19 protein-coding genes are annotated in these 19458 nt (G+C 45.9%); 7 read left to right on the forward strand and 12 right to left on the reverse strand.

Annotation, left to right across the window (positions count from 1 at the left end):
* Positions 1-26 precede the first annotated feature (26 nt).
* A complete protein-coding gene (locus Q9R24_RS04330; RefSeq protein ID WP_311203786.1) occupies positions 27-1199 on the forward strand; it encodes a S41 family peptidase in 1173 nt (390 codons plus the stop codon).
* On the opposite strand, the gene Q9R24_RS04335 is transcribed toward Q9R24_RS04330, so the two are convergent.
* The 3 genes from Q9R24_RS04335 to Q9R24_RS04345 are packed head-to-tail and all read right to left on the reverse strand — an operon-like array spanning position 1200 to position 4862.
* Positions 1200-2624 (reverse strand): sigma-54 dependent transcriptional regulator, encoded by a 1425-nt coding sequence (locus Q9R24_RS04335; RefSeq protein ID WP_005249687.1) that lies wholly within the window; start codon positions 2622-2624, stop codon positions 1200-1202.
* Between the two features lie 14 nt (positions 2625-2638).
* On the reverse strand, positions 2639-4204 hold the full coding sequence (locus tag Q9R24_RS04340; protein ID WP_004732491.1) for a PAS domain-containing sensor histidine kinase: 1566 nt from the start codon (positions 4202-4204) through the stop codon (positions 2639-2641).
* A 22-nt stretch (positions 4205-4226) separates the two neighbouring features.
* Positions 4227-4862 (reverse strand): response regulator, encoded by a 636-nt coding sequence (locus Q9R24_RS04345; RefSeq protein WP_004281059.1) that lies wholly within the window; start codon positions 4860-4862, stop codon positions 4227-4229.
* A 219-nt stretch (positions 4863-5081) separates the two neighbouring features.
* Between Q9R24_RS04345 and Q9R24_RS04350 the strand changes: the two genes are divergently transcribed.
* Positions 5082-6143 carry a serine hydrolase gene (locus Q9R24_RS04350; RefSeq protein ID WP_311203787.1) on the forward strand — a complete coding sequence of 354 codons (1062 nt, stop codon included), beginning with the start codon at positions 5082-5084 and terminating at the stop codon, positions 6141-6143.
* Between the two features lie 57 nt (positions 6144-6200).
* Here the strand turns inward: Q9R24_RS04350 and thrC are convergent, their stop codons facing one another.
* The 4 genes from thrC to xerD all read right to left on the reverse strand — a co-directional run bounded on the left by thrC (position 6201) and on the right by xerD (position 10658).
* A complete protein-coding gene (gene thrC / locus Q9R24_RS04355) occupies positions 6201-7340 on the reverse strand; it encodes a threonine synthase (protein ID WP_005248423.1) in 1140 nt (379 codons plus the stop codon).
* Positions 7341-7396: 56 nt separating this feature from the next.
* The gene (locus tag Q9R24_RS04360; protein WP_180037291.1) at positions 7397-8704 is read right to left on the reverse strand and encodes a homoserine dehydrogenase; all 1308 of its coding nucleotides are present in this window, start codon (positions 8702-8704) and stop codon (positions 7397-7399) included.
* Positions 8705-8831: 127 nt separating this feature from the next.
* The gene (locus Q9R24_RS04365) at positions 8832-9641 is read right to left on the reverse strand and encodes a DsbC family protein (protein WP_311203788.1); all 810 of its coding nucleotides are present in this window, start codon (positions 9639-9641) and stop codon (positions 8832-8834) included.
* Positions 9642-9740: 99 nt separating this feature from the next.
* Entirely contained in the window at positions 9741-10658 is a 918-nt protein-coding gene (gene xerD, locus Q9R24_RS04370) for a site-specific tyrosine recombinase XerD (RefSeq protein WP_005249692.1), read from the reverse strand.
* Positions 10659-10832: 174 nt separating this feature from the next.
* Here xerD and Q9R24_RS04375 point away from each other — a divergent pair, with 174 nt between their 5' ends.
* From Q9R24_RS04375 to ftsW, 5 genes are all read left to right on the forward strand, one after another.
* Positions 10833-11093 carry a FeoA family protein gene (locus tag Q9R24_RS04375; protein WP_004281065.1) on the forward strand — a complete coding sequence of 87 codons (261 nt, stop codon included), beginning with the start codon at positions 10833-10835 and terminating at the stop codon, positions 11091-11093.
* Positions 11090-12946 carry a ferrous iron transporter B gene (locus Q9R24_RS04380; protein ID WP_311203789.1) on the forward strand — a complete coding sequence of 619 codons (1857 nt, stop codon included), beginning with the start codon at positions 11090-11092 and terminating at the stop codon, positions 12944-12946. Before Q9R24_RS04375 ends, Q9R24_RS04380 begins: the two co-directional genes overlap by 4 nt.
* A 59-nt stretch (positions 12947-13005) precedes the next feature.
* Positions 13006-13257 (forward strand): DUF6587 family protein, encoded by a 252-nt coding sequence (locus Q9R24_RS04385; protein WP_005249694.1) that lies wholly within the window; start codon positions 13006-13008, stop codon positions 13255-13257.
* A 161-nt stretch (positions 13258-13418) separates the two neighbouring features.
* Positions 13419-14765 carry a UDP-N-acetylmuramoyl-L-alanine--D-glutamate ligase gene (murD, locus tag Q9R24_RS04390; protein WP_311203790.1) on the forward strand — a complete coding sequence of 449 codons (1347 nt, stop codon included), beginning with the start codon at positions 13419-13421 and terminating at the stop codon, positions 14763-14765.
* 20 nt (positions 14766-14785) lie between these two features.
* Positions 14786-15982 (forward strand): putative lipid II flippase FtsW, encoded by a 1197-nt coding sequence (gene ftsW, locus Q9R24_RS04395; protein ID WP_004281069.1) that lies wholly within the window; start codon positions 14786-14788, stop codon positions 15980-15982.
* Here the strand turns inward: ftsW and Q9R24_RS04400 are convergent.
* From Q9R24_RS04400 to Q9R24_RS04420, 5 genes are all read right to left on the reverse strand, one after another.
* A complete protein-coding gene (locus Q9R24_RS04400) occupies positions 15971-16231 on the reverse strand; it encodes a zinc ribbon domain-containing protein (protein ID WP_004281070.1) in 261 nt (86 codons plus the stop codon). The two genes, ftsW and Q9R24_RS04400, sit on opposite strands and share 12 nt — an antisense overlap.
* A gap of 57 nt (positions 16232-16288) precedes the next feature.
* On the reverse strand, positions 16289-17209 hold the full coding sequence (gene gluQRS, locus Q9R24_RS04405; protein WP_311203791.1) for a tRNA glutamyl-Q(34) synthetase GluQRS: 921 nt from the start codon (positions 17207-17209) through the stop codon (positions 16289-16291).
* A 2-nt stretch (positions 17210-17211) separates the two neighbouring features.
* Complete coding sequence (dksA, locus tag Q9R24_RS04410) at positions 17212-17739, reverse strand: RNA polymerase-binding protein DksA (protein WP_311203792.1); 528 nt, start codon at positions 17737-17739, stop codon at positions 17212-17214.
* A 210-nt stretch (positions 17740-17949) separates the two neighbouring features.
* Complete coding sequence (locus Q9R24_RS04415) at positions 17950-18762, reverse strand: metallophosphoesterase (protein WP_004281073.1); 813 nt, start codon at positions 18760-18762, stop codon at positions 17950-17952.
* On the reverse strand, positions 18759-19394 hold the full coding sequence (locus Q9R24_RS04420; protein ID WP_311203793.1) for an NUDIX domain-containing protein: 636 nt from the start codon (positions 19392-19394) through the stop codon (positions 18759-18761). Before Q9R24_RS04420 ends, Q9R24_RS04415 begins: the two co-directional genes overlap by 4 nt.
* Positions 19395-19458: the final 64 nt, after the last annotated feature.

The raw sequence follows: 19458 nt of genomic DNA on the forward strand, positions 1-19458 counted from the left end.
CGATAAAATTCTAAAAAGGTCAAAGAATGGCAAGAACACGCTGGAAGTCTGTTGTAATACCATGCTTACTGATGTGTTTGAGTCATTCAGCTTGGGGTGCGGGTCCAAATGAGCCCGCATTCGATGATATGGAAATGGATGGGCAGGTCTATTCTGAAATTCCTGTGGCATCCATTCAGGAATTCGTACAAATTTATGGCATCGTGAAAGACAATTATATTCAAGATAAAAATGACGATGCCTTATTCCAACAGGCCATTCAGGGTCTGGTCAGTGGCTTAGACCGCTATTCCCGCTATTTGTCGCCTGAAGATTATAAGCAGCTGCGTGAATATACCGAAGGTGATCTGGCCAGCATTGATTTTGATCTGCAATTTGACCCGCGGTTGAAGCAATGGGTAGTTCAGGGACTGAGTTCCGATGCTGATTCAGCCAAGCAGGGACTTCGAAATGGCGTCACGGTTTATAAAATTGACGATCAGGTATTAAATAGCCTGAATCAGGAACAAGTCCGGCAGTTATTGAGCGGAGCCGTTGGCTCTACGCTCATGATTCAGCTCTCCCCGCAAAGTCCGGCCGTTCGTCTGGTCCGCAATACCAAACTGGATACTGAAATTAAATCGAGCCTGCACAATAATCAGGTTCTGGTTTTACAGGTCAAGGTTTTTCAGCAAGATACTGCCAATGAAATCAAACGTCTAATCGAAAGCTATGCCGACAAGCGCTTAAAAGCCGTGCTATTTGATTTACGCAATAATCCCGGTGGCTTACTCTCGGCTGCAGTTGAATCTGCCGATTTATTTTTGAATCAGGGCGTGATTGTGTCGACCAAAAGCCGCGCTGAAGGTAATCAGCAATTTCAGGCCTTGCCGAGTTTTGAGTTTCAGAATCTGAAAGTTGGGGTATTGATTAATAACCGCTCGGCTTCTGCAGCAGAAGTGTTTACAGCAGCCCTGAAAGAACATAACCGTGCCTGGGTCGTAGGCGAAAAAAGCTATGGCAAAGGCGTAGTACAGAAACTTTTTCCTTTAAGCAACGGTTCGGCTCTACAGATGACAGTATCGCAATACTTTAGCCCGAGTGGCCAGATGATTGAAGGGCGGGGCGTACAGCCGCATTTCAACTATCCGTTTAAGCAGGAAATGCGTGAGGAGAGTTATCTGGAACATGTCACAGACTTGCTGCTCCTGCAAAAATAATTATTCGTCTTCTTCGGTATCCAGTCCGAACTTTTTCAAACGATAGCGCAGGGAACGGAATGACATGCCGAGTTTTTTGGCGGCCAGTGTCCGGTTCCAATGGGTCAGATTCAGCGCATTCAGTAAAATTTCTTTCTCGACCTTTTCCAAATATAGTTCTAGACCCTCTTCAGGCAGCTTTTTAGGTGCAATCAGGGTTTCGGTCGCAATGATCTCGCTCGTGAGCGTATTTATCTCCTGAGGGCTGTTAAGCGCATGACGTAGCGGTGCACTCTGCAAATGCTGAAGATCAATCCGCTCTTCATCACTTAAAGTAATTGCGCGTTCCATAATATTACGCAATTCACGTACATTACCTGGATAATATTGTCCCAATAAGAACTCTTTGCTACGTTCGGTCAGTTTTTTATTGGGAATGCCCCATTCCTGGCAAATCTTCTGAATAAAGTGTTCGGCCAATAACAGAATATCCTGGCCTCGTTCACGTAATGGCGGTAAAGTCAGATCCATTACATGAATACGGAAATATAAATCCTGACGGAATTTGCCTTGTTGCACCAAGGCTTCCAGATCCTGATGCGTGGCACTGATCACACGGAAATCCACATCAATTTCGGTATCCGAACCGAGTGGACGAATACGTTTTTCCTGTACGGCACGTAACAATTTGACCTGCATAGAAAGCGGTAATTCTGCAATTTCATCCAGAAACAGACTGCCACCATGGGCAGATTGAATCAGTCCCTGTTTGTCCTGAGCAGCGCCGGTAAAGCTGCCTTTCTTATGCCCAAACAGTTCGCTTTCCATCAACTCAGTCGGAATGGCGCCACAGTTAATCGCAATAAAAGGACCTTCATTGCGGTTACTCAGGCGATGGACCAGATTGGCCACGACTTCTTTACCTGTTCCCGATTCACCAGTGATAAAAACCGGTGCTTGGGATCGGGCAATTTTTTGTAAGGTAATACGTAGTTGCTGGATCGGCAGGGATTGTCCAATCAGCATTTTATGTTCAAGCGCTTCATTTGGATTATTATGCGAATAATCCACCGGTTTATTCAGGGCTTTTTGTAAGAGTTGTTCCAGATGTTTCTGATTGATCGGTTTGCTGACAAAATCAAAGGCCCCGGCTTTGAGCGCAGCAATGGCGATTTCCATGTTGCCATAGGCGGTCAGAACTGCGACCGGAAGTGCCGGATAGAGGCTGCCAATCCAGTCCAGTAACTCCAAACCATTGCCATCGGGCAGGTTTAGGTCAGTCAGACAGGCATCATATTGATGATTGGCAAGGCATTTTTTAGCATCTTCCAAACGGTGGGCAATGTGCGTACGAATTCCCATGCGCAGCAATGACATTTGCATGAGGGTACACAAATCTTCCTCATCATCCACCAAAAGCACCAGTGGTTGTTGTTCCCCATTCATCTTCCTTGACCCCTTTAAAGCGTAATACGTTGACAGCTGATGCGAAAGCATGCGCCCTGTTCTTGTTGTATATAGTTTAATTGTGCCTGATTTGCTTCGCAAAAACTATGTGATAAATACAATCCTAATCCGGTACCACTAATCGATGTGCTAAAAAAGGGTTTGAACAATAGAGCTTGATCATGTACGGCTACGCCAGAGCCAAAATCCCGTACATCAATCCAGACCCGATGTTCATAAGGATGCACATTCAGCTGAATATAGGCTGCATCTGCTGAATTGTGACGAATGGCATTACGAATCAGATTAATCAGGATTTGCCGGAATTGTGCTTCATCAAACTGAATCACTAGCGGGATATCAATATTAAATTGAATCTGATCGCGAATATCGGCCAGATCTTCCTGGATAAATAACGGGATAAATTCATTGAGATGAATCGGTATCGGGTGGGTTTCTTTATTTTTGACCATATTCAGCGTGTCCTGAATAATCCGGTCAATCCGGGTCGCCTGTCGGCCAATCATCTGCTGGAGTAGCTGTTGCTGTTCAGTTTCTGAGTCCAGATACAAATCATTGGCCTGCACAATGGCCGCCAAGGGGTTACGAATTTCATGGGCAATACTGGCTGAGAGTTGACCCAGTGCAGCAAGTTTAAGTTGCTGCACCTGCTGATTCAGTTTTTTGGCATCCTGTAACACCAGTAGCATTAGAGTCTGATGCGGCACAATCAGTTTTTGCACCTGCACATGAATATTATAGCGACTTTGCTGGGATTCAAACTGAAAGCGCTCACCATTTTCTAGCGTTTCAAAATGGATCAGTTCAAATAAATCTGGCTGTGATTGAGATAAAGTAAATTTCTCATGGCCGTATTTGGACTCAATTCCAAGAAGATTACAGGCGGCAGGATTACTGAGTACCACATGATAGTTTTCATCCAGAACCAGATAACCGGTTTCAATCTGTTCCAGAATATAGCGGTTAATATTCTGTAAGCGATGCAGTTCCAGCGATTGAGAAAAATTCAAATTTTCCAGAATCTGAAAACGGCGCACGGCAATTTGTCCAGTGCCATAAACCACAAAAAACAAAAAGGCCAGCAGGGCGCTATTACTGATATTGCTGAGTGAAGAAAACGCAAAAATACTGCCGATAAAATGCTGATAAATAACACTAATGACTGCAATGAGGGTGACGACCAAGGCCTTTTTTGCATCTAATAATAAAGATGCAGAAAAGATAGTAATCACAAACAACAGCCCAATTTGCAGATTAGGACCGTCGCTCGCCAAAGTCAGCAAACTTAAAACGCAGACATCGCTAAAGAAAATCATAATCAGCTGCGGCTGGATCAGGCGTCTGATCCATTTCAGCACAAACAGCTGTACGGTATTGATCGCAACCCCGATTCCCAGTGCATAATAATACAGCTGCGGGTATTGATAATCGGTGGTGAGTTCGGGGTAGGTCAGCATAAAAATCAGCAACAAACCGGTGCTGATCAGCAGACGATAAGCGCTGTACCAGATACCGAGATGGTATTGATTCAGTTCAGCATAGTTTTTTTGTTGTGCCATATGCACCGGAAATCGTTAAAAGCTAAGGTTTAATGAGTCCATAGCGCATGGCCAGATGAGTCAGTTTAACATCGCTATCGATATTCAGTTTTTCAAAAATACGGTAACGATAAGTATTCACGGTTTTAACACTCACAAAGAGCTTGTCGGCAATTTCCTGGGCGCTGATACAATTCACGACCATCATCGCGACTTGCATTTCACGCTCTGACAATGCATCAAAAGGCGATTGTTGTGTATCAGAAAGGTAAGAGCTTGCTAACTGTTCCGCAATGTCTGCACTGAAATATTTGCCGCCTTGCATGACTTTGTTAATCGCACGGACCATTTCCGAAATCGGGGCCCCTTTGGTGATATAACCTTTGGCACCGGCTTTCAATAACAGGGACGGATAAGGCTCTTCTGCTAAACCGCTAACCGCCAAAACTTTGGTTTCCGGCGCACTCTGAAGTAGACGGCGCGTGGTTTCTACGCCACCAATGCCCGGCATATTCACATCTAACAAAACTACATCAGGATGATGTTGACGAACTAGAGAGATCGCTTCTTCACCAGATTCAGCTTGTCCAATTACCTGAACCTCCGCATGGTCTTCTAGCATTCTGCAAATTCCAGTACGAACTAATTCATGGTCGTCCACAACTAAAACTGTGATCACCTACGCTCTCCCTCTGTTAAAAAAATCATTTTTTTGTTACATAAAGCAAAATAAGCTTGCAATGAAAGTACAAAATTAGCAATCCTATTCGCAAGATTAAATCTGAAACTTATCACACAGTGTCAAGAACAAAAAATGTTCGGCATTGTGTTTAAATGTAAGGCATATTAGAGGTAATACGCAAATCAATCTTACCTCTGTTAGTTGAGTGAAGGAATAGTGAAGAAAATAAACAAGTCTTTAAGGCATCTACTCGGCCTGTCCGTGTTAATCAGCATGAGCACGACAAGTTTTGCTGAAATCATTATGAATTCTGGCACGGCAGAGGACGGTTCCAGCATTAGTTGGTCTTCTGAAGAAGTTAACCAGTTAATGAGCGATGATTTTAATGCGTCAGCCAATGAGCCTTCGCCACCCGGGTCTGCAACAGTGACCACCACTTTGCGTCAGGCCGGCACAGCAGCGCCAGCAGTAATCAAACCTGCTTATACTGCGCCGCAGATTATTGATACCAATCATTTTAGTAATCAACCTTCTGTCAATGCACGGGCTGCACTGGTCATGGATGCGCAAACCGGTGAAGTGCTGTTTAGCAAAAATACCAATACTGCCTATCCGATTGCATCGATTACCAAGCTGATGACAGCGGTGGTGATTTCTGATGCACGTCTGAATATGTCGGAAAAAATCACCCTGCAACAGGCTGATTTTTCCTGTTCAGGCTGTAAAAGCTCAAGCTCGACTTTAAGAGCAGGGGACAGCATGAACCGTGCTGAAGCTTTACTGTTTGCTCTGATGAAGTCCGAGAATCCGGCTGCAGCCGCTTTGGCACGGACCTATCCCGGTGGTCGATCAGCGTTTATTGCCAAAATGAATGTAAAAGCTAAAGAGCTGGGAATGAACTCCACTCGCTTTATGGAATCAACAGGTTTGCATCCGGGTAACGTGGCATCAGCTCGTGACTTGGGAATCTTGGTAAATACGGCCTCTCAATACGGCCTGATTCGTCAGTTCTCGACCACGCCAAGCTATGACTTTAACTTGGGTTATCGTGTATTGAAATCGAATAATACCAATGCCTTGGTACGTAATGGCGGATGGAATATCAATATTTCTAAAACCGGTTTTATTAATGAAGCAGGGCGCTGTGTGGTGATGCACACCACTCTGAATAACCGTCCTGTGGCAGTGGTACTTTTAGGTGCAAACAGCTCACAGGCGCGTACCAATGATGCGACCCGTTTAATGAGTTGGGTTAGCCAGCAACCTAAACGAATCTAATTGATTGGTTCATAAAAAAACCCTGCACTTGCAGGGTTTTTTTAATTCTGGCCGAAATTACATATTCGACAGAATAGAGTCTTTAACTTGAGTCATGGTCGCATCAATCGACAGCATCACAGCATCAGCACATTGCTTGATGGCAGTGTCTGGATCTTTCAGACCGTTACCCGTTACGGTACATACGATCACTGAACCTTCAGCAATTTTACCCGCTTTAATATCACGGATCGCACCGCCGACAGACGCAGCAGACGCAGGCTCTACGAATACACCTTCATACATAGAAAGCAGACGTTGAGCTTCAAGAATTTCCGCATCAGTCAGTTCATCAAACCAGCCGTTTGAATCACGAACAACCGCTTTAGCATGATTGAAGCTTTGCGGATTGCCGATACGAATCGCAGTTGCAACAGTTTCCGGGTTTTCTACTGGACCGCCACGAAGGAACGGTGCAGCACCAGAGGCTTGGTAACCTGCCATGATTGGCAAACCTGCCGGTTTAGGACCAGTGAAAGCATCAGTTTCAGCATCGTAAACGACTTGCTCAAATTCTTCTTTCGACTGGTTAGCCACCGCTTCGGTATAACCCATCCAGTGTGCAGTGATGTTACCCGCGTTACCTACAGGCAGGCAGTGATAATCCGGTGCACGACCTAAAGCTTCAACGATTTCATAAGCAATGGTTTTTTGACCTTGCAGGCGGTATGGGTTGATTGAGTTTACAATCGTTACCGGTGCCTGATCGGCAACTTCTTTAACCAGACGCATACCGTCATCGAAGTTACCGCGAATTTGCATGGTGATCGCACCATACATCATCGCTTGAGCCATTTTACCCATGGCAATTTTTCCTTCAGGGATGAGCACGAATGCTTTGATGCCAGCACGCGCAGCATATGCCGCCGCCGCCGCAGAGGTGTTACCAGTAGATGCGCAGATGATGGCTTTAGAGCCTTCTTCAACGGCTTTGGTCACCGCCATAGTCATACCGCGGTCTTTAAATGAACCAGTCGGGTTTAAGCCCTCGTACTTCACATAAATTTCAACATCTTTACCAATAATGCGTGGAATATTCTCAAGCTTGATCAGTGGAGTATTACCTTCACCCAAAGAGATCGCACGAGTAGTTGCAGACACTGGTAAACGGTCGCGATAGCGGTCAACTAAACCAGTATAACGATTGGCATTCGACATGATGATGTTCCAATTGTGTGTAGAGCTTGGCAAGGGGAATCCTCCCCTCAACCCGATTAATTATCAAGCGATTCTAAACGAATTCGTACAATTTCGCCATGAATGACGGGTAATGCTTGAATTTGTGAAAGCGCTGCATCCATTTTTGATTCGACGATAGGATCAGTCAGAATCACGATAGGAATAAGGTCTTTGGATAAACGTGGTTGCTGCATGATCGCATCAATACTGATGCCGGCACGACTGAGAATCGTGGTCACATCGGCAAGCACGCCCATCTGATCTTCGGCATTAATACGGATGTAATAGCCGGTGGTCATTTGTTCACGACTCAAGATCGGTAAATCACTGAGCGCTTCAAAAGCCAGTTGCGGAATGGTGCCTGCGCCGTCTTCTGTGTAAATAATGTCACGGACAATATCAACCACATCGGCAACAACCGCAGAAGCCGTTGGTCCCGCACCCGCGCCAGCACCATAGTACAGTGTTGGGCCAACCGCATTCGCTTGTACCAGAACCGCATTTTTCACGCCGTTAACATTGGCAATCAGCTGGTCATCTGGAATCAGAGTCGGGTGTACACGGAGTTCAATCCCGGCATCGGTACGGCGTGCAATACCCAGGTGTTTAATCCGGAAACCGAGGTCTTCGGCATATTTCACATCTTGTGCAGTGATTTTGCCAATGCCTTCAGTAAAGACTTTGTCAAACTGTAGTGGAATACCAAAGGCACATGAGGCCAGAATCGTTAGCTTGTGAGCTGCATCAATTCCTTCCACATCAAAGGTCGGATCGGCTTCGGCATAACCGAGTTCTTGAGCTTCTTTTAGCACATCTTCAAAAGCGCGGCCTTTTTCACGCATTTCACTAAGAATGAAGTTACCCGTGCCGTTAATAATACCGGCCAGCCATTCAATCTTGTTGGCTGCCAGACCTTCACGAATCACTTTAATAATCGGAATGCCACCAGCCACTGCGGCTTCATAGGCAATCTGTACGGCATTGTCTTCAGCCGCTTTAAACAGTTCGTTGCCGTGTTCAGCCAAGAGTGCTTTGTTGGCCGTTACAATATGTTTGCCATGTTTCATGGCTTCCATAATAATTTCAAAAGCAGGATGAATTCCGCCCATGACTTCCACCACGACGTCTACATCAGGTTGACGTACGATGTCCATCAAGTCGGCACTTTGTTTGACCGATTCTGGCAGATCCAGATCAGGACGTGGACGACGGGTGCCTACATGGGTAATTTCAATTTCACGACCGGTGCGACGTTTGATCTCAGCAGCATTTTCTTTTAATAGTTTCAAGGCACCACCACCTACAGTACCAAGACCGAGGATTGCCAGACGAACTGGTTTCACGTCACACTCCAAATATAAACAGTTTTTTACAAGAGCCTAGATCATAGCTAAAAAACCCGCCTGACTCTAGGGTCATTTCAGAATATCTTTATCTATAAAATAAAGTTAAATAACGTATTAAAATGAGTTATTTAAGCCGATTCAATAATTCCGATGTAGACAGGTAACCGCCCAGATAAGTACCTTCTGAATTATAAATGGCAGGGGTGCCATTCACGCCCATATTCAGACCCATTTGATATTGATCTTGAACAGGATTTTCACATTTCTCTGCACTAATCTGTGCGCCTGAAATCGCCTGGTCAAAGGCACTGCGACGGTCGGCACTGCACCAGATTGCTTCCATGGCCGGCATATGCTGTTCACCACGCGGCCAGGCGATATAACGCACTTCAATGCCTTTGGCATTCATCTCATCCATTTGCTCATGGAATTTATGGCAATACGGACAGCTGACATCGGTAAACACATAAACCACATGCTTGGCTTTGCCTTTAGCTGGATAGACCAGTAAGTCGGCTGGCTTGAGTTCAGCAAAGAGTTTATTGTTGATGCCTGCTTGCAGGTTCTCGCTGACATTGTGCAGCTGTTTGTCACCGAGACGGATCACATCGCCCTGAATCAGATATTTACCGTCACTGGTGACATAGACCGCAGACATGCCTTCCAGGCTGACCCAGAACAGGTTCGGGACTTCGGTGGCTTTAATGTCGGTGATTTTGGCACTGATGCCGGCAGTCTTGAAATGCTTTTCCAAGGTCGAAACCAGGCGCTGTTGGGCATTACGTTCGGTCAGGGTAGAGGCTTCGCCCGTCGCCGGTGCGCTCGCAGTCAACTCTTGCTTTTTATCGTTGTTAGTGGAATTGGAACACGCAGTCAGGCCCAAACCAGCAGCAAGTGTGCAAGCCATAAAAATTTTTGAGCGGGCAAATGTCATAAAAAACCCTTTTCTTCTTGGATTAAAAACAGAGCATTAGCATAACAAAAAAAAATACCCACACGTCAAACTTCTCAGTTTATTCCATCCGGATATGTTTTAAGCTCGTGGATGATGGGTCGCGTGTAGCTGTTGCATCCGTACTTGTGCTACATGGGTATAAATTTGGGTGGTAGACAGATCAGTATGCCCGAGCAGCATCTGTACCACGCGTAAGTCTGCGCCATGATTGAGTAAATGCGTCGCAAAGGCATGGCGCAAGGTATGCGGTGACAGTTCGGACTGGATTCCGGCCTGCAGCGCATAACGCTTAATGGCATACCAGAAATTCTGCCGGCTCATGATGCCGCCATGCTGGGTCAAAAACAGATAATCGGTCGAAGTCTTATACAGTTGCGGACGGGCTTCATTCAGATATTTTTCTACCCATTCACAGGCCATTTGTCCCATCGGCACCAGACGTTCTTTATTGCCTTTACCGACAATCCGTAAATAACCCTGTTTTAAGTTGATCAGTTCCAGACGTAAGTTAATCAGTTCGGTCACCCGGAGTCCGCAGGCATACAGCACTTCGAACATGGCTCGATCACGCAGTCCTAATGCTGTGTTGATATTAGGGGCATGAATTAAGGCTTCGACATCTGCTTCGGAGAGATCTTTGGGTAAGGCCCGGCCCAGTTTTGGGGTTTTATGTGCAGCCACCGGATTGTCGCTACGCAGTTTTTGCTCGCGCAGAAATTTATAAAATGAACGCAAGGCAGACAGGCAGCGGGCAATCGAACGTGGACTTTTTTGCTGTTTGGTCAGCGCAATCAGTACATCGGAAATATCATCATGATTCCATTCCGGTAGAGGCTTGCTCAGGCATTCTGCACATTGCACCAGATCGGACAAATAGGCATTGCGGGTATGCGGGCTGACCGTTTGCGCAATCAGATAATCACGAAAACCCTGTAAATAACTGAACGCATCAGGAATCTGGACAGGGGCAGGAATACGGGGTTTTTTATTCAGCATAGGGTGAAAGGATCTGATCTGAAAAAGCGATAATCGGGATTGGTATTCTCTACTGTAGTTTAATTTTATGACAGTGTCGATGTGGTATAAGGCTAAATCGAAATGTAATTAATCTTATTTGTTAATTATTCTCATTTGTTTGTATACTGTACAAAATAGTTTAGGAATTTCACGGTGCGTTTGTCTGATTTAAAAGCAAAACAAATTGCCATCATTCGAAAAGTGAGTCGAACAACTGATGGTGAAAGTGCTCTACACGATGTCGTCGCGAGTCGTTTGGAAACTTTAGGCTTTGTACCAGGTACAAAGGTACAGGTCATTACTAAAGGTATTTTTGGTGGAGATCCCATTTTGATTCAAGTTGGATTCACACGTTTTGCTTTGCGTAAATCAGAAGCAGCCAAAATTGAAATCGAACAGGCGGTGTCGGCATGAGTCATACATTACGTATTGCCCTTGTCGGTAACCCTAACTGCGGTAAAACTTCATTATTCAACCATTTAACCGGAACGCGCCAAAAAGTCGGTAACTATGCGGGTGTGACGGTTGAACGTAAAGTCGGTACGTTTCAGCTTGCCTCAGGCAAAGCGGTACGGGTACTGGATTTGCCGGGAACCTATAGTCTGGATGCAACCAGTCCGGATGAAGAAATCACCCGCAACGTCGTACAAGGTAAAATTGCGGAAGAGCAGGAGCAGGATGCATTTTTATGTGTGGTAGATGCCACCAATCTGAAACTGCATCTGGGTCTGGTGCTGGAAATGATTGCACTGGGTCGTCCGGTGCTGGTTGTGCTGAACATGATGGATGAAGCACGCCGTCGTGGCATGCAGATCAATACCCAGAAGCTGTCTGAGCGACTGGGCGTACCTGTGGTAGAAACGGTGGCTGTGCGCAATTCAGGGATTGAAAACCTGAAAAATGCGCTGGATCAAGGCAAGTATTCTGTACCACAGACCGAACTCAGCGGCTTGAAAGGTGACAGTCACCAGCGCGTGGAAAACATTCTGAATGACGTGGTTAATTTCGTCGATCAGGAAGATAAACGTACAGATTTTCTTGACAAGATTTTTCTGCATCCGGTATTGGGCTTAATTAGTCTGGCCGTGATGATGTTCGTGATTTTCCAGGCGGTATTTGCCTGGGCTGCGCCGTTTATGGATGGGATTGAATCCTTCTTTGGCTGGCTGGGTGAGTTCCTCGGCGAATATATTTCTCATCCCTTGCTGAATAGTCTGGTGGTAGATGGGATTATTGCCGGTGCAGGCGGAGTAGTCGTATTCCTGCCACAAATTCTGATTCTGTTCTTCTTTATTCTGGTACTGGAAGAATCGGGTTATTTACCGCGTGCAGCATTCTTGCTCGATAAACTGATGTTTAAAGCCGGTTTGTCAGGACGTGCCTTTATTCCGTTATTGTCCAGCTTTGCCTGTGCCATTCCGGGGATTATGGCATCGCGGACCATTAGTGATCCACGAGATCGTTTAACCACGATTTTTGTTGCACCTTTAATGACCTGTTCGGCGCGTTTGCCGGTTTATGCCTTGCTGATTGCGGCATTTATACCGGCACAAACTGTCTGGGGCTTCCTGAATCTGCAAGGTCTGGTGCTCTTCGGTCTGTATATGGCGGGTATCGTAAGTGCTTTGCTGGTGTCTTTTGTGTTGAAATTCTTCCACAAAGATAAATCACAGCACATGCTGCTGATGGAACTGCCAAGCTACCGTTTTCCGGACTTGAAGAACGTTTGGATCGGCTTATTGGATCGCGGCAAAATCTTCTTGAAACGTGTCGGCGGCATCATCTTCGCCTTATCGATTGTGCTGTGGTTCCTGTGTACGTTCCCGCAGCCACCAGAAGGCGCAACCCTGCCGGCCATTGATTATTCATTGGCAGGGATGCTCGGTCATCTGATGCAACCGATCTTTGCACCCCTCGGTTTTAACTGGCAGATCTGTATTGCCCTGATTCCGGCGATGGCAGCGCGTGAAGTGGTCGTTGCAGCACTGGGCACAGTCTATGCAATGTCGGCAGTTGATGAAGATGCGATGTCTGAAGGTCTGGCTGCGCTGATCAGCGGTGGAGGTGATCTGGGCTGGTCAGTGGCGACAGGTTTGTCTTTGCTGGTGTGGTTTATTTATGCACCACACTGTCTGGCGACCCTGGCAACGGTGAAACGTGAAACGGGTTCCTGGAAAACTGTCAGTATCATGACCATTTACCTGTTTGGTCTGGCATATTTCATGTCATTCCTGACTTATCAAATTGCTTCATATTATTTGGGCTAAATCTCAGTTTGGCCTTGGCCAATTGAGTGTGCTGCATTGTATATGTATGGGAGATTGAGATGATTGAAATTTTCATTGTGGCAGCACTGGTGCTTTGGAGCATGCTGGTCGTATTCAAAAAGGTGTTTCCGAACACCTCTAACTCAGTCTTCCAGAAGCTGTCTGATGCCTGTGCAGCCAAGGGCTGGAAGCGTCTGGCCAAATGGCTGCAACCGGGTATGGCTGCAGGCTGTGGTGGCAACTGTGCCTGTCCGGTTTCAGAAAAAAGTTCAGAAGAAAAGCCAGCCCAACAAGCGGTGAAATGGAAATAATTTCCTTTTCTGGCTGAATTTTAAAAACCGTCATGATCATGACGGTTTTTTTACGCATGGACACAAAAAAATGTGCAGAAAAGCCAATCAGAAAAGGCATTCAAAACAGCAAAGTGCTACCATTTCGTCAGTTTCAAAATAGACCAAAATATGGGGCGAAAATGTTAATACAACGTGGTGGGTTAAAAGTCGTTGCAGGACTCGGAATATCAGGTGTTGCAGCAGTCAATTTCTTGCATAGTCAGGGCTACCGCGTTGCAGTAACAGATTCTAGAGCTAACCCGCCCGGACATGACCAGATACCCGCTGAGGTTCAGACCAGTTTTGGTCAGTTTGATGCCGAGCTGTTGCTGTCTGCAGAAGAAATCGTGATCAGCCCGGGGCTTGATCCTAAACTTCCTGAAATTCAGGCAGCGATTAACAAGGGTATTCCGGTGGTCAGTGAAATCCAGATTTTACGTCGTGCTACGGATAAGCCTATTGTGGCGATTACCGGTTCTAATGCCAAAAGTACCGTGACTACCTTGATTGGCCTGATGGCAGCAGATGCAGGCAAAAAAGTCGCTGTCGGTGGTAACTTAGGCCGTCCTGCGCTAGACCTCACCAAAGATGATCCTGAGCTGTATATACTTGAGCTGTCCAGTTTTCAGCTGGAAACCACCTCAAATCTGGCGGCTGAAGTCGCGGTGGTGTTGAACATGAGTGAAGATCATCTGGATCGTCATGGCGATATGATGGGTTATCATACGGCGAAACACCGGATTTTCCAGGGTGTGAAAAAAGTCGTCTATAACCGTGATGATTCTCTGACCCGTCCGTTGGTACCGGACGTAACACCGATCCAAAGCTTCGGCCTGAATGCACCAGATATGAACCAGTACGGTATTCTCAAGGATACGGATGGCAGCATCTGGCTGGCGCGTGGTCGTGAGCGTCTGCTGAAAAGTACCGAGATGTATATGCAGGGCACGCATAATGTTGCCAATGCCTTGGCCTGTCTGGCGCTGGGTGAAGCGATTGGCCTGCCACTGGAAAGCATGCTGAACACCTTGAAGACCTTTAAAGGTCTGGAACATCGCTGTGAATTCGTTAAAGAAGTGCAGGGCGTACGTTATTATAACGACTCCAAAGGTACCAATATCGGCGCAACCTTGGCAGCACTGGACGGTCTCGGCATGGCCATTGAAGCCCAAGGCGGTAAGGTCGCGATTATTCTCGGTGGTCAGGGCAAAGGGCAGGACTTTAAAGCCTTGCGTGAATCATTAAGCAAATATGCCAAAGTAGCGGTATTAATCGGTGAAGATCGTCCCGTCATTGAAGCAGCGATTGCGGGTACGACTGAACTGATTCATGCGGACAGCTTGCAGCAGGCAGTAGAAATCTGCCAAAAGCACACTCAGGCACATGATGTCGTGCTATTGTCTCCTGCATGCGCAAGTTTTGATATGTTCTCGGGTTATCCTGAGCGTGGTCGCAAGTTTGTTGCGTATGTGAATGAACTCAATTAAGAATAACAAGGATTCGTGATATGGCTGGGTTTGCTCAGACTACGATCAATAAATTAAATCAATTTTATACGCAGTGGATACCTAGAATACCTGCTGAAGTGAATCCACGGAATGTATTGATTTTCTGTGTGTTGGCTTTGCTCTGCATTGGTTCGATCATGGTGGCATCGGCCTCGATGCCCTATGCAGAACGTATGCATGAAAATCCGTTTCACTATATTAGCCGACATGGGATTTCGATTTTTGTCGCTGCCGTAGCAGCTTTTCTGGCTTATAAAATCCCCTTAAAAGTCTGGTTTAATAACACTTTCTTTTTGTGGATTATTACCATCGTACTTTTGGTGGCCGTGCTATTTGTCGGGACGGAAGTCAATGGTTCCAAACGCTGGATTCGGATCGCAGGCTTTACCTTACAGGCTTCGGAAGTCGCCAAAGTGATGATGGCAATTTTTACTGCAGACTACGTGGTGCGCCGTGCGGAAGAAGTACGGAATAATATCAAGGGTCTGGTCCGTTTAAGTGCCATCATGGGTGCTACCGTCGGTTTGATTATTCTCGAGCCTGACTTGGGTGCAACCGTGGTAATTACCTTAACCATGCTTGGCGTGTTCTTTCTGGCGGGTGCGCCGTGGATTCAGTTCGGTGTGGCTTTTATGACCTTGGTCGGCGCATTTGCTGCCGCGATTCTGTTGGAACCGTATCGTCTGCAACGTCTGCTGTCTTTTTCGAATCCTTGGGAAGATCCCTTAGGCACCGGTTATCAGCTCTCTAATGCCCTTATGGCCTTTGGCCGTGGGGAATGGGCAGGGGTAGGCTTGGGGCATAGTATCCAGAAAATGTCTTATTTGCCTGAGGCGCATACCGATTTCATGCTGGCAATTTTGGGTGAAGAATTTGGCTTTTTAGGTATTTCAACCATCCTGATCTTGTCCTTCACCATGCTGGTTTGCTGTATCCGCATTGGACACCGCGCCTTGCAGCATCAATATTTGCGTGCCGGCTATCTGGCTTATGGCATCAGTATCATTTTCCTGTTACAGATTCTGGTGAATGCCGGTATGAATATGGGCATGTTGCCGACCAAGGGTTTGACCTTGCCATTTATTAGTTATGGCGGTTCATCCCTGATTATCTGTGCGGTCATGATCAGTCTGATTCTGAAAATTGATTCGACCACGCGTCAGGTCAATCCAAGCCGCGAAGAATCAAGCTTCTAGATTGGAGTTTCGTCCTGGCTCTGGCTGAGCATGGTCCAGTACCGTGCTCGGCATTGCGGTTCCACAATTGGAACAGGTCACAAAAGCAGATTTAGGCTTGGAAAGTGGAATCAAGGGTATAAAAAATAAAGAAAAATAATTACGCTGCTGTTTTAGCTCATAGCCCGAACGAGTACGGCAGACCGGACACAGAAACTGGCTTTTCTCAATGGTTTTGGTTTTAGGGCCGACGCCAAAAATAAAAAACATACTCTTCTTCCTATCTATTTTTCATTGTAGAAGTCTAGCTTAAGTGAAAAGCTGTTTTTATAAATAGTGACCTTGTAGCTCAGTTGTATGTGGAATCTGCTCGATATCCCATTGCGCCACTGCCTGTTGCAGCATCCGTTCGGGAGTGTCCAAATCAACTTCAGCCTGATGCAAAGCCTGAAGTGCCTGTTTTAATAATTGTGGCGCCTGACTTAAATCCAGTCCTTGGGCCAGATTCTGTTTTGAAAGTTTTTGCCCCTGATCATTCATTGCCAGCGGTAGATGCATATAGCTTAGACGCGGATAACCGAGTAACTGCCCCAGATAGATTTGCCGTTCGGTATTATCTAAAAGATCAGCTCCACGTACCACGTGGGTCATCCCTTGCAGATAATCATCGACCACTACAGCCAGTTGGTAATTGATAATGCCATCACGACGTTTTAAGACAAAATCACCCAGATCTTTTTTTAGTTCTGAACAGTGCCGACCTTGTAGCCGGTCTTCAAAACAGATTTCAACATCTTCAACTTTTAGGCGAATGGCTTGATGCTCAAAAGCCAGACTCAAGTCGCGGCAGGTATTCTGATAGATGTGGTTGGAACCTAGCATTTTACGGGTGCATTGGCAGGCATAAACCAGACCTTGCTGACGTAATTGCTGAATGACGTCTTCGTAAATATCTAAACGGTCTTTCTGGAAAATGATTTCGGCATCAGGTTCAAGCTGAAAGGCTTCCATGGCACGCAGGATATGCTCTTCGCTGCCGCGATAAATGCGGGGAATATCGGTATCTTCAATCCGGACCAGCCATGTGCCTTGATTGGCTTTGGCATCGCAGTAACTGGCAACTGCGGTAATGAGGGAGCCAAAATGCAAAGGGCCGGTTGGCGATGGCGCGAACCGGCCCACATAAGCCATCCTGTTGTCCCCCTCCTTTTTTAAAGGAGGGGTTAGGGGAGGATTATTTACAGACATACTTAACCGTTATTTTGCTTCTCTTTGATCTCTGCAAGGGTTTTGCAGTCAATACATAAAGTAGCCGTTGGACGTGCTTCTAAACGACGCAAGCCAATCTCGATACCACAAGTTTCACAGAAACCATAGTCATCATTCTGGATTGCTTCGATCGACTGTTCGATTTTACGAATCAGTTTACGTTCACGGTCACGGGTACGTAACTCAATCGCAAACTCTTCTTCCTGAGTCGCACGGTCATTCACATCTGGAAGAGCAGTATTTTCGTCTTGCATCGTATTCAGGGTACGATCCACTTCTGACATCAACTCAGCTTTCCAAGCCAGCAAGATTTGGCGGAAATGCTGAAGCTGACCTTCAGACATGTATTCTTCATTTTTTTTAGGTTGATAAGGTTCAATACCAAATAAGCTAGCAGTAGAACCACCGTCAGTCGTTTTAGGCTTAGATTTGCGTATGCGCTTTGCAGCTTTCTCTTCTACAACATCAGTTTGATTGTCTAAGACTTGATTTTGGTTGTCATTCGCCATTTAGGGCATTCCTCATCTATGCGTATGATTGCTACGCAAAAAATATGGTGATATGCAGTTTTTTATCCACCCTGTAGAAAGATTATCCTCCTATGGGGGCCGTCATCATATAGACTTTTTATGCTTATTGATAGTCTTTGATGTCTGGACTATGCATATCACATTTCCTTTGGTTGCAATAAAGTAATGCAAAAAAAACAAATTGAAAAGTTAATAACCTGAAATTTCGGTATTAATATTTTGCTGGCTCAATGCCACCCGTTCAATATAGGTATCAAACTCACCATTTTGTTGCAAATGTAATACACGATAACCTGGTGCCGCCTGATCTAGCGCGAAATCTTCACTTTTAGGTTTAAACTGCACACTGGTCGATGGCGTGGATAAAAAGTAGATGCCATGCCATTCGTTGCAGGAATCCTGATGCACATGACCAAACAGAACCAGCTTGATATTATGATGCCGAGCCAGTACATCTTTTAAATCTTCAGCATTTTTCAGCCGATGCTGATCAATCCAGTACGATTTCATCGCAAAAGGATGATGATGGCAAGCGACAATGACATGCTGATGCTTAAATTCAAGCAATAATTGGTCCAATTGATCGAGTTGAGCTTGTTCCACCCAGCCATCGATCTTGCCTTGAACGGCACTATTTAACAGGATCATGGTCCAGGTGCCAAAATGAATGGCATGTACCTGATTCGCATGCTGGTGAAAAGGGAACACCCGAGAATCGTCATGGTTACCTGGAATCTGATAATACGGCACGTTTAAAGACTGGACAAATGCTAAATAGCGTTGATAAGTCTGCTCGACCGGCACCTGTGCCAGATCACCGGTATGAATCAGTGCATCCATTTGGGGAAAGCGCTGTTGGATCTGCTGCATCACTTCGTGAAAACTCTGCTCGGGATTCATCCGGGCAAATTCCAGCTCTTCCCGATCCATCAAATGGGTATCAGAAATCTGGATAATGGTCCAATCTGGCTGTGTGTTTATGCTTGACTGCTGAAAACTCATGTCTTTCCCCTTAGACATATTCCTGCAGTATGAATATGTTGTTGCAACCATTGCAAGGCCATAATGACAGGTGCATTTCTTAAGCGACCATTCGTGAGCAAGGACGGAATATCAGCATAATCCAGAATATGCAGCTGGATATTTTCACCTTCATCCGGCATGCCAAAAATACCGCCCTGTTCAGGCAATTCGGTCTGCGCCACATATAAATGAAATAATTCGGAACATGCCCCGGCGGACGGATAGAAGCTGAAAATGTGCTGCAGCTCATCCAGGATACAGCCTGATTCTTCGAGTGCTTCGCGACGGATGCATGTTTCAGGCGCTTCATCGCCATCCAGAACGCCAGCAATTACTTCGAGTTGCCAAGGAGAGTCGATATCATCCAGTCCGCCAATCCGGAACTGTTCAATCAGGCCGAATTTCTGCTGTTGATGGTTGTACATCAGCACACCCGCTGCTTCAGGCCGATGAATCAGCTCACGTTGCAAAACAGGGGTTGAGCTTTCCTGATTAAATAAACGGTGTTTCAGGCTGACTTTTTCTACCTGAATAAATCCCCGGTACAAGAACTCACGTGCCTCTACGCTAAAGTCTTTTTTATTATAAGAGGCCTGTTTAATAATATTCATATGCTCAGATAGAATGAGTTGATTTATTTTCATCCTATCTGAGTTTTTTTTGAAGACAACTGTT

Source organism: Acinetobacter sp. RRD8, assembly GCF_031844225.1.
Classification (GTDB): Bacteria; Pseudomonadota; Gammaproteobacteria; order Pseudomonadales; family Moraxellaceae; genus Acinetobacter.

Coding starts and splice junctions, on each gene's coding strand:
- Q9R24_RS04330 (WP_311203786.1), top strand. CDS start 27: ATGGCAAGAACACGCTGGAAGTCTGTTGTAATACCATGCTTACTGATG.
- Q9R24_RS04335 (WP_005249687.1), bottom strand. CDS start 2,624: ATGAATGGGGAACAACAACCACTGGTGCTTTTGGTGGATGATGAGGAA.
- Q9R24_RS04340 (WP_004732491.1), bottom strand. CDS start 4,204: ATGGCACAACAAAAAAACTATGCTGAACTGAATCAATACCATCTCGGT.
- thrC (WP_005248423.1), bottom strand. CDS start 7,340: ATGTCGAATGCCAATCGTTATACTGGTTTAGTTGACCGCTATCGCGAC.
- Q9R24_RS04365 (WP_311203788.1), bottom strand. CDS start 9,641: ATGACATTTGCCCGCTCAAAAATTTTTATGGCTTGCACACTTGCTGCT.
- xerD (WP_005249692.1), bottom strand. CDS start 10,658: ATGCTGAATAAAAAACCCCGTATTCCTGCCCCTGTCCAGATTCCTGAT.
- Q9R24_RS04380 (WP_311203789.1), top strand. CDS start 11,090: ATGAGTCATACATTACGTATTGCCCTTGTCGGTAACCCTAACTGCGGT.
- Q9R24_RS04385 (WP_005249694.1), top strand. CDS start 13,006: ATGATTGAAATTTTCATTGTGGCAGCACTGGTGCTTTGGAGCATGCTG.
- murD (WP_311203790.1), top strand. CDS start 13,419: ATGTTAATACAACGTGGTGGGTTAAAAGTCGTTGCAGGACTCGGAATA.
- ftsW (WP_004281069.1), top strand. CDS start 14,786: ATGGCTGGGTTTGCTCAGACTACGATCAATAAATTAAATCAATTTTAT.
- Q9R24_RS04400 (WP_004281070.1), bottom strand. CDS start 16,231: ATGTTTTTTATTTTTGGCGTCGGCCCTAAAACCAAAACCATTGAGAAA.
- gluQRS (WP_311203791.1), bottom strand. CDS start 17,209: ATGTCTGTAAATAATCCTCCCCTAACCCCTCCTTTAAAAAAGGAGGGG.
- dksA (WP_311203792.1), bottom strand. CDS start 17,739: ATGGCGAATGACAACCAAAATCAAGTCTTAGACAATCAAACTGATGTT.
- Q9R24_RS04415 (WP_004281073.1), bottom strand. CDS start 18,762: ATGAGTTTTCAGCAGTCAAGCATAAACACACAGCCAGATTGGACCATT.
- Q9R24_RS04420 (WP_311203793.1), bottom strand. CDS start 19,394: ATGAATATTATTAAACAGGCCTCTTATAATAAAAAAGACTTTAGCGTA.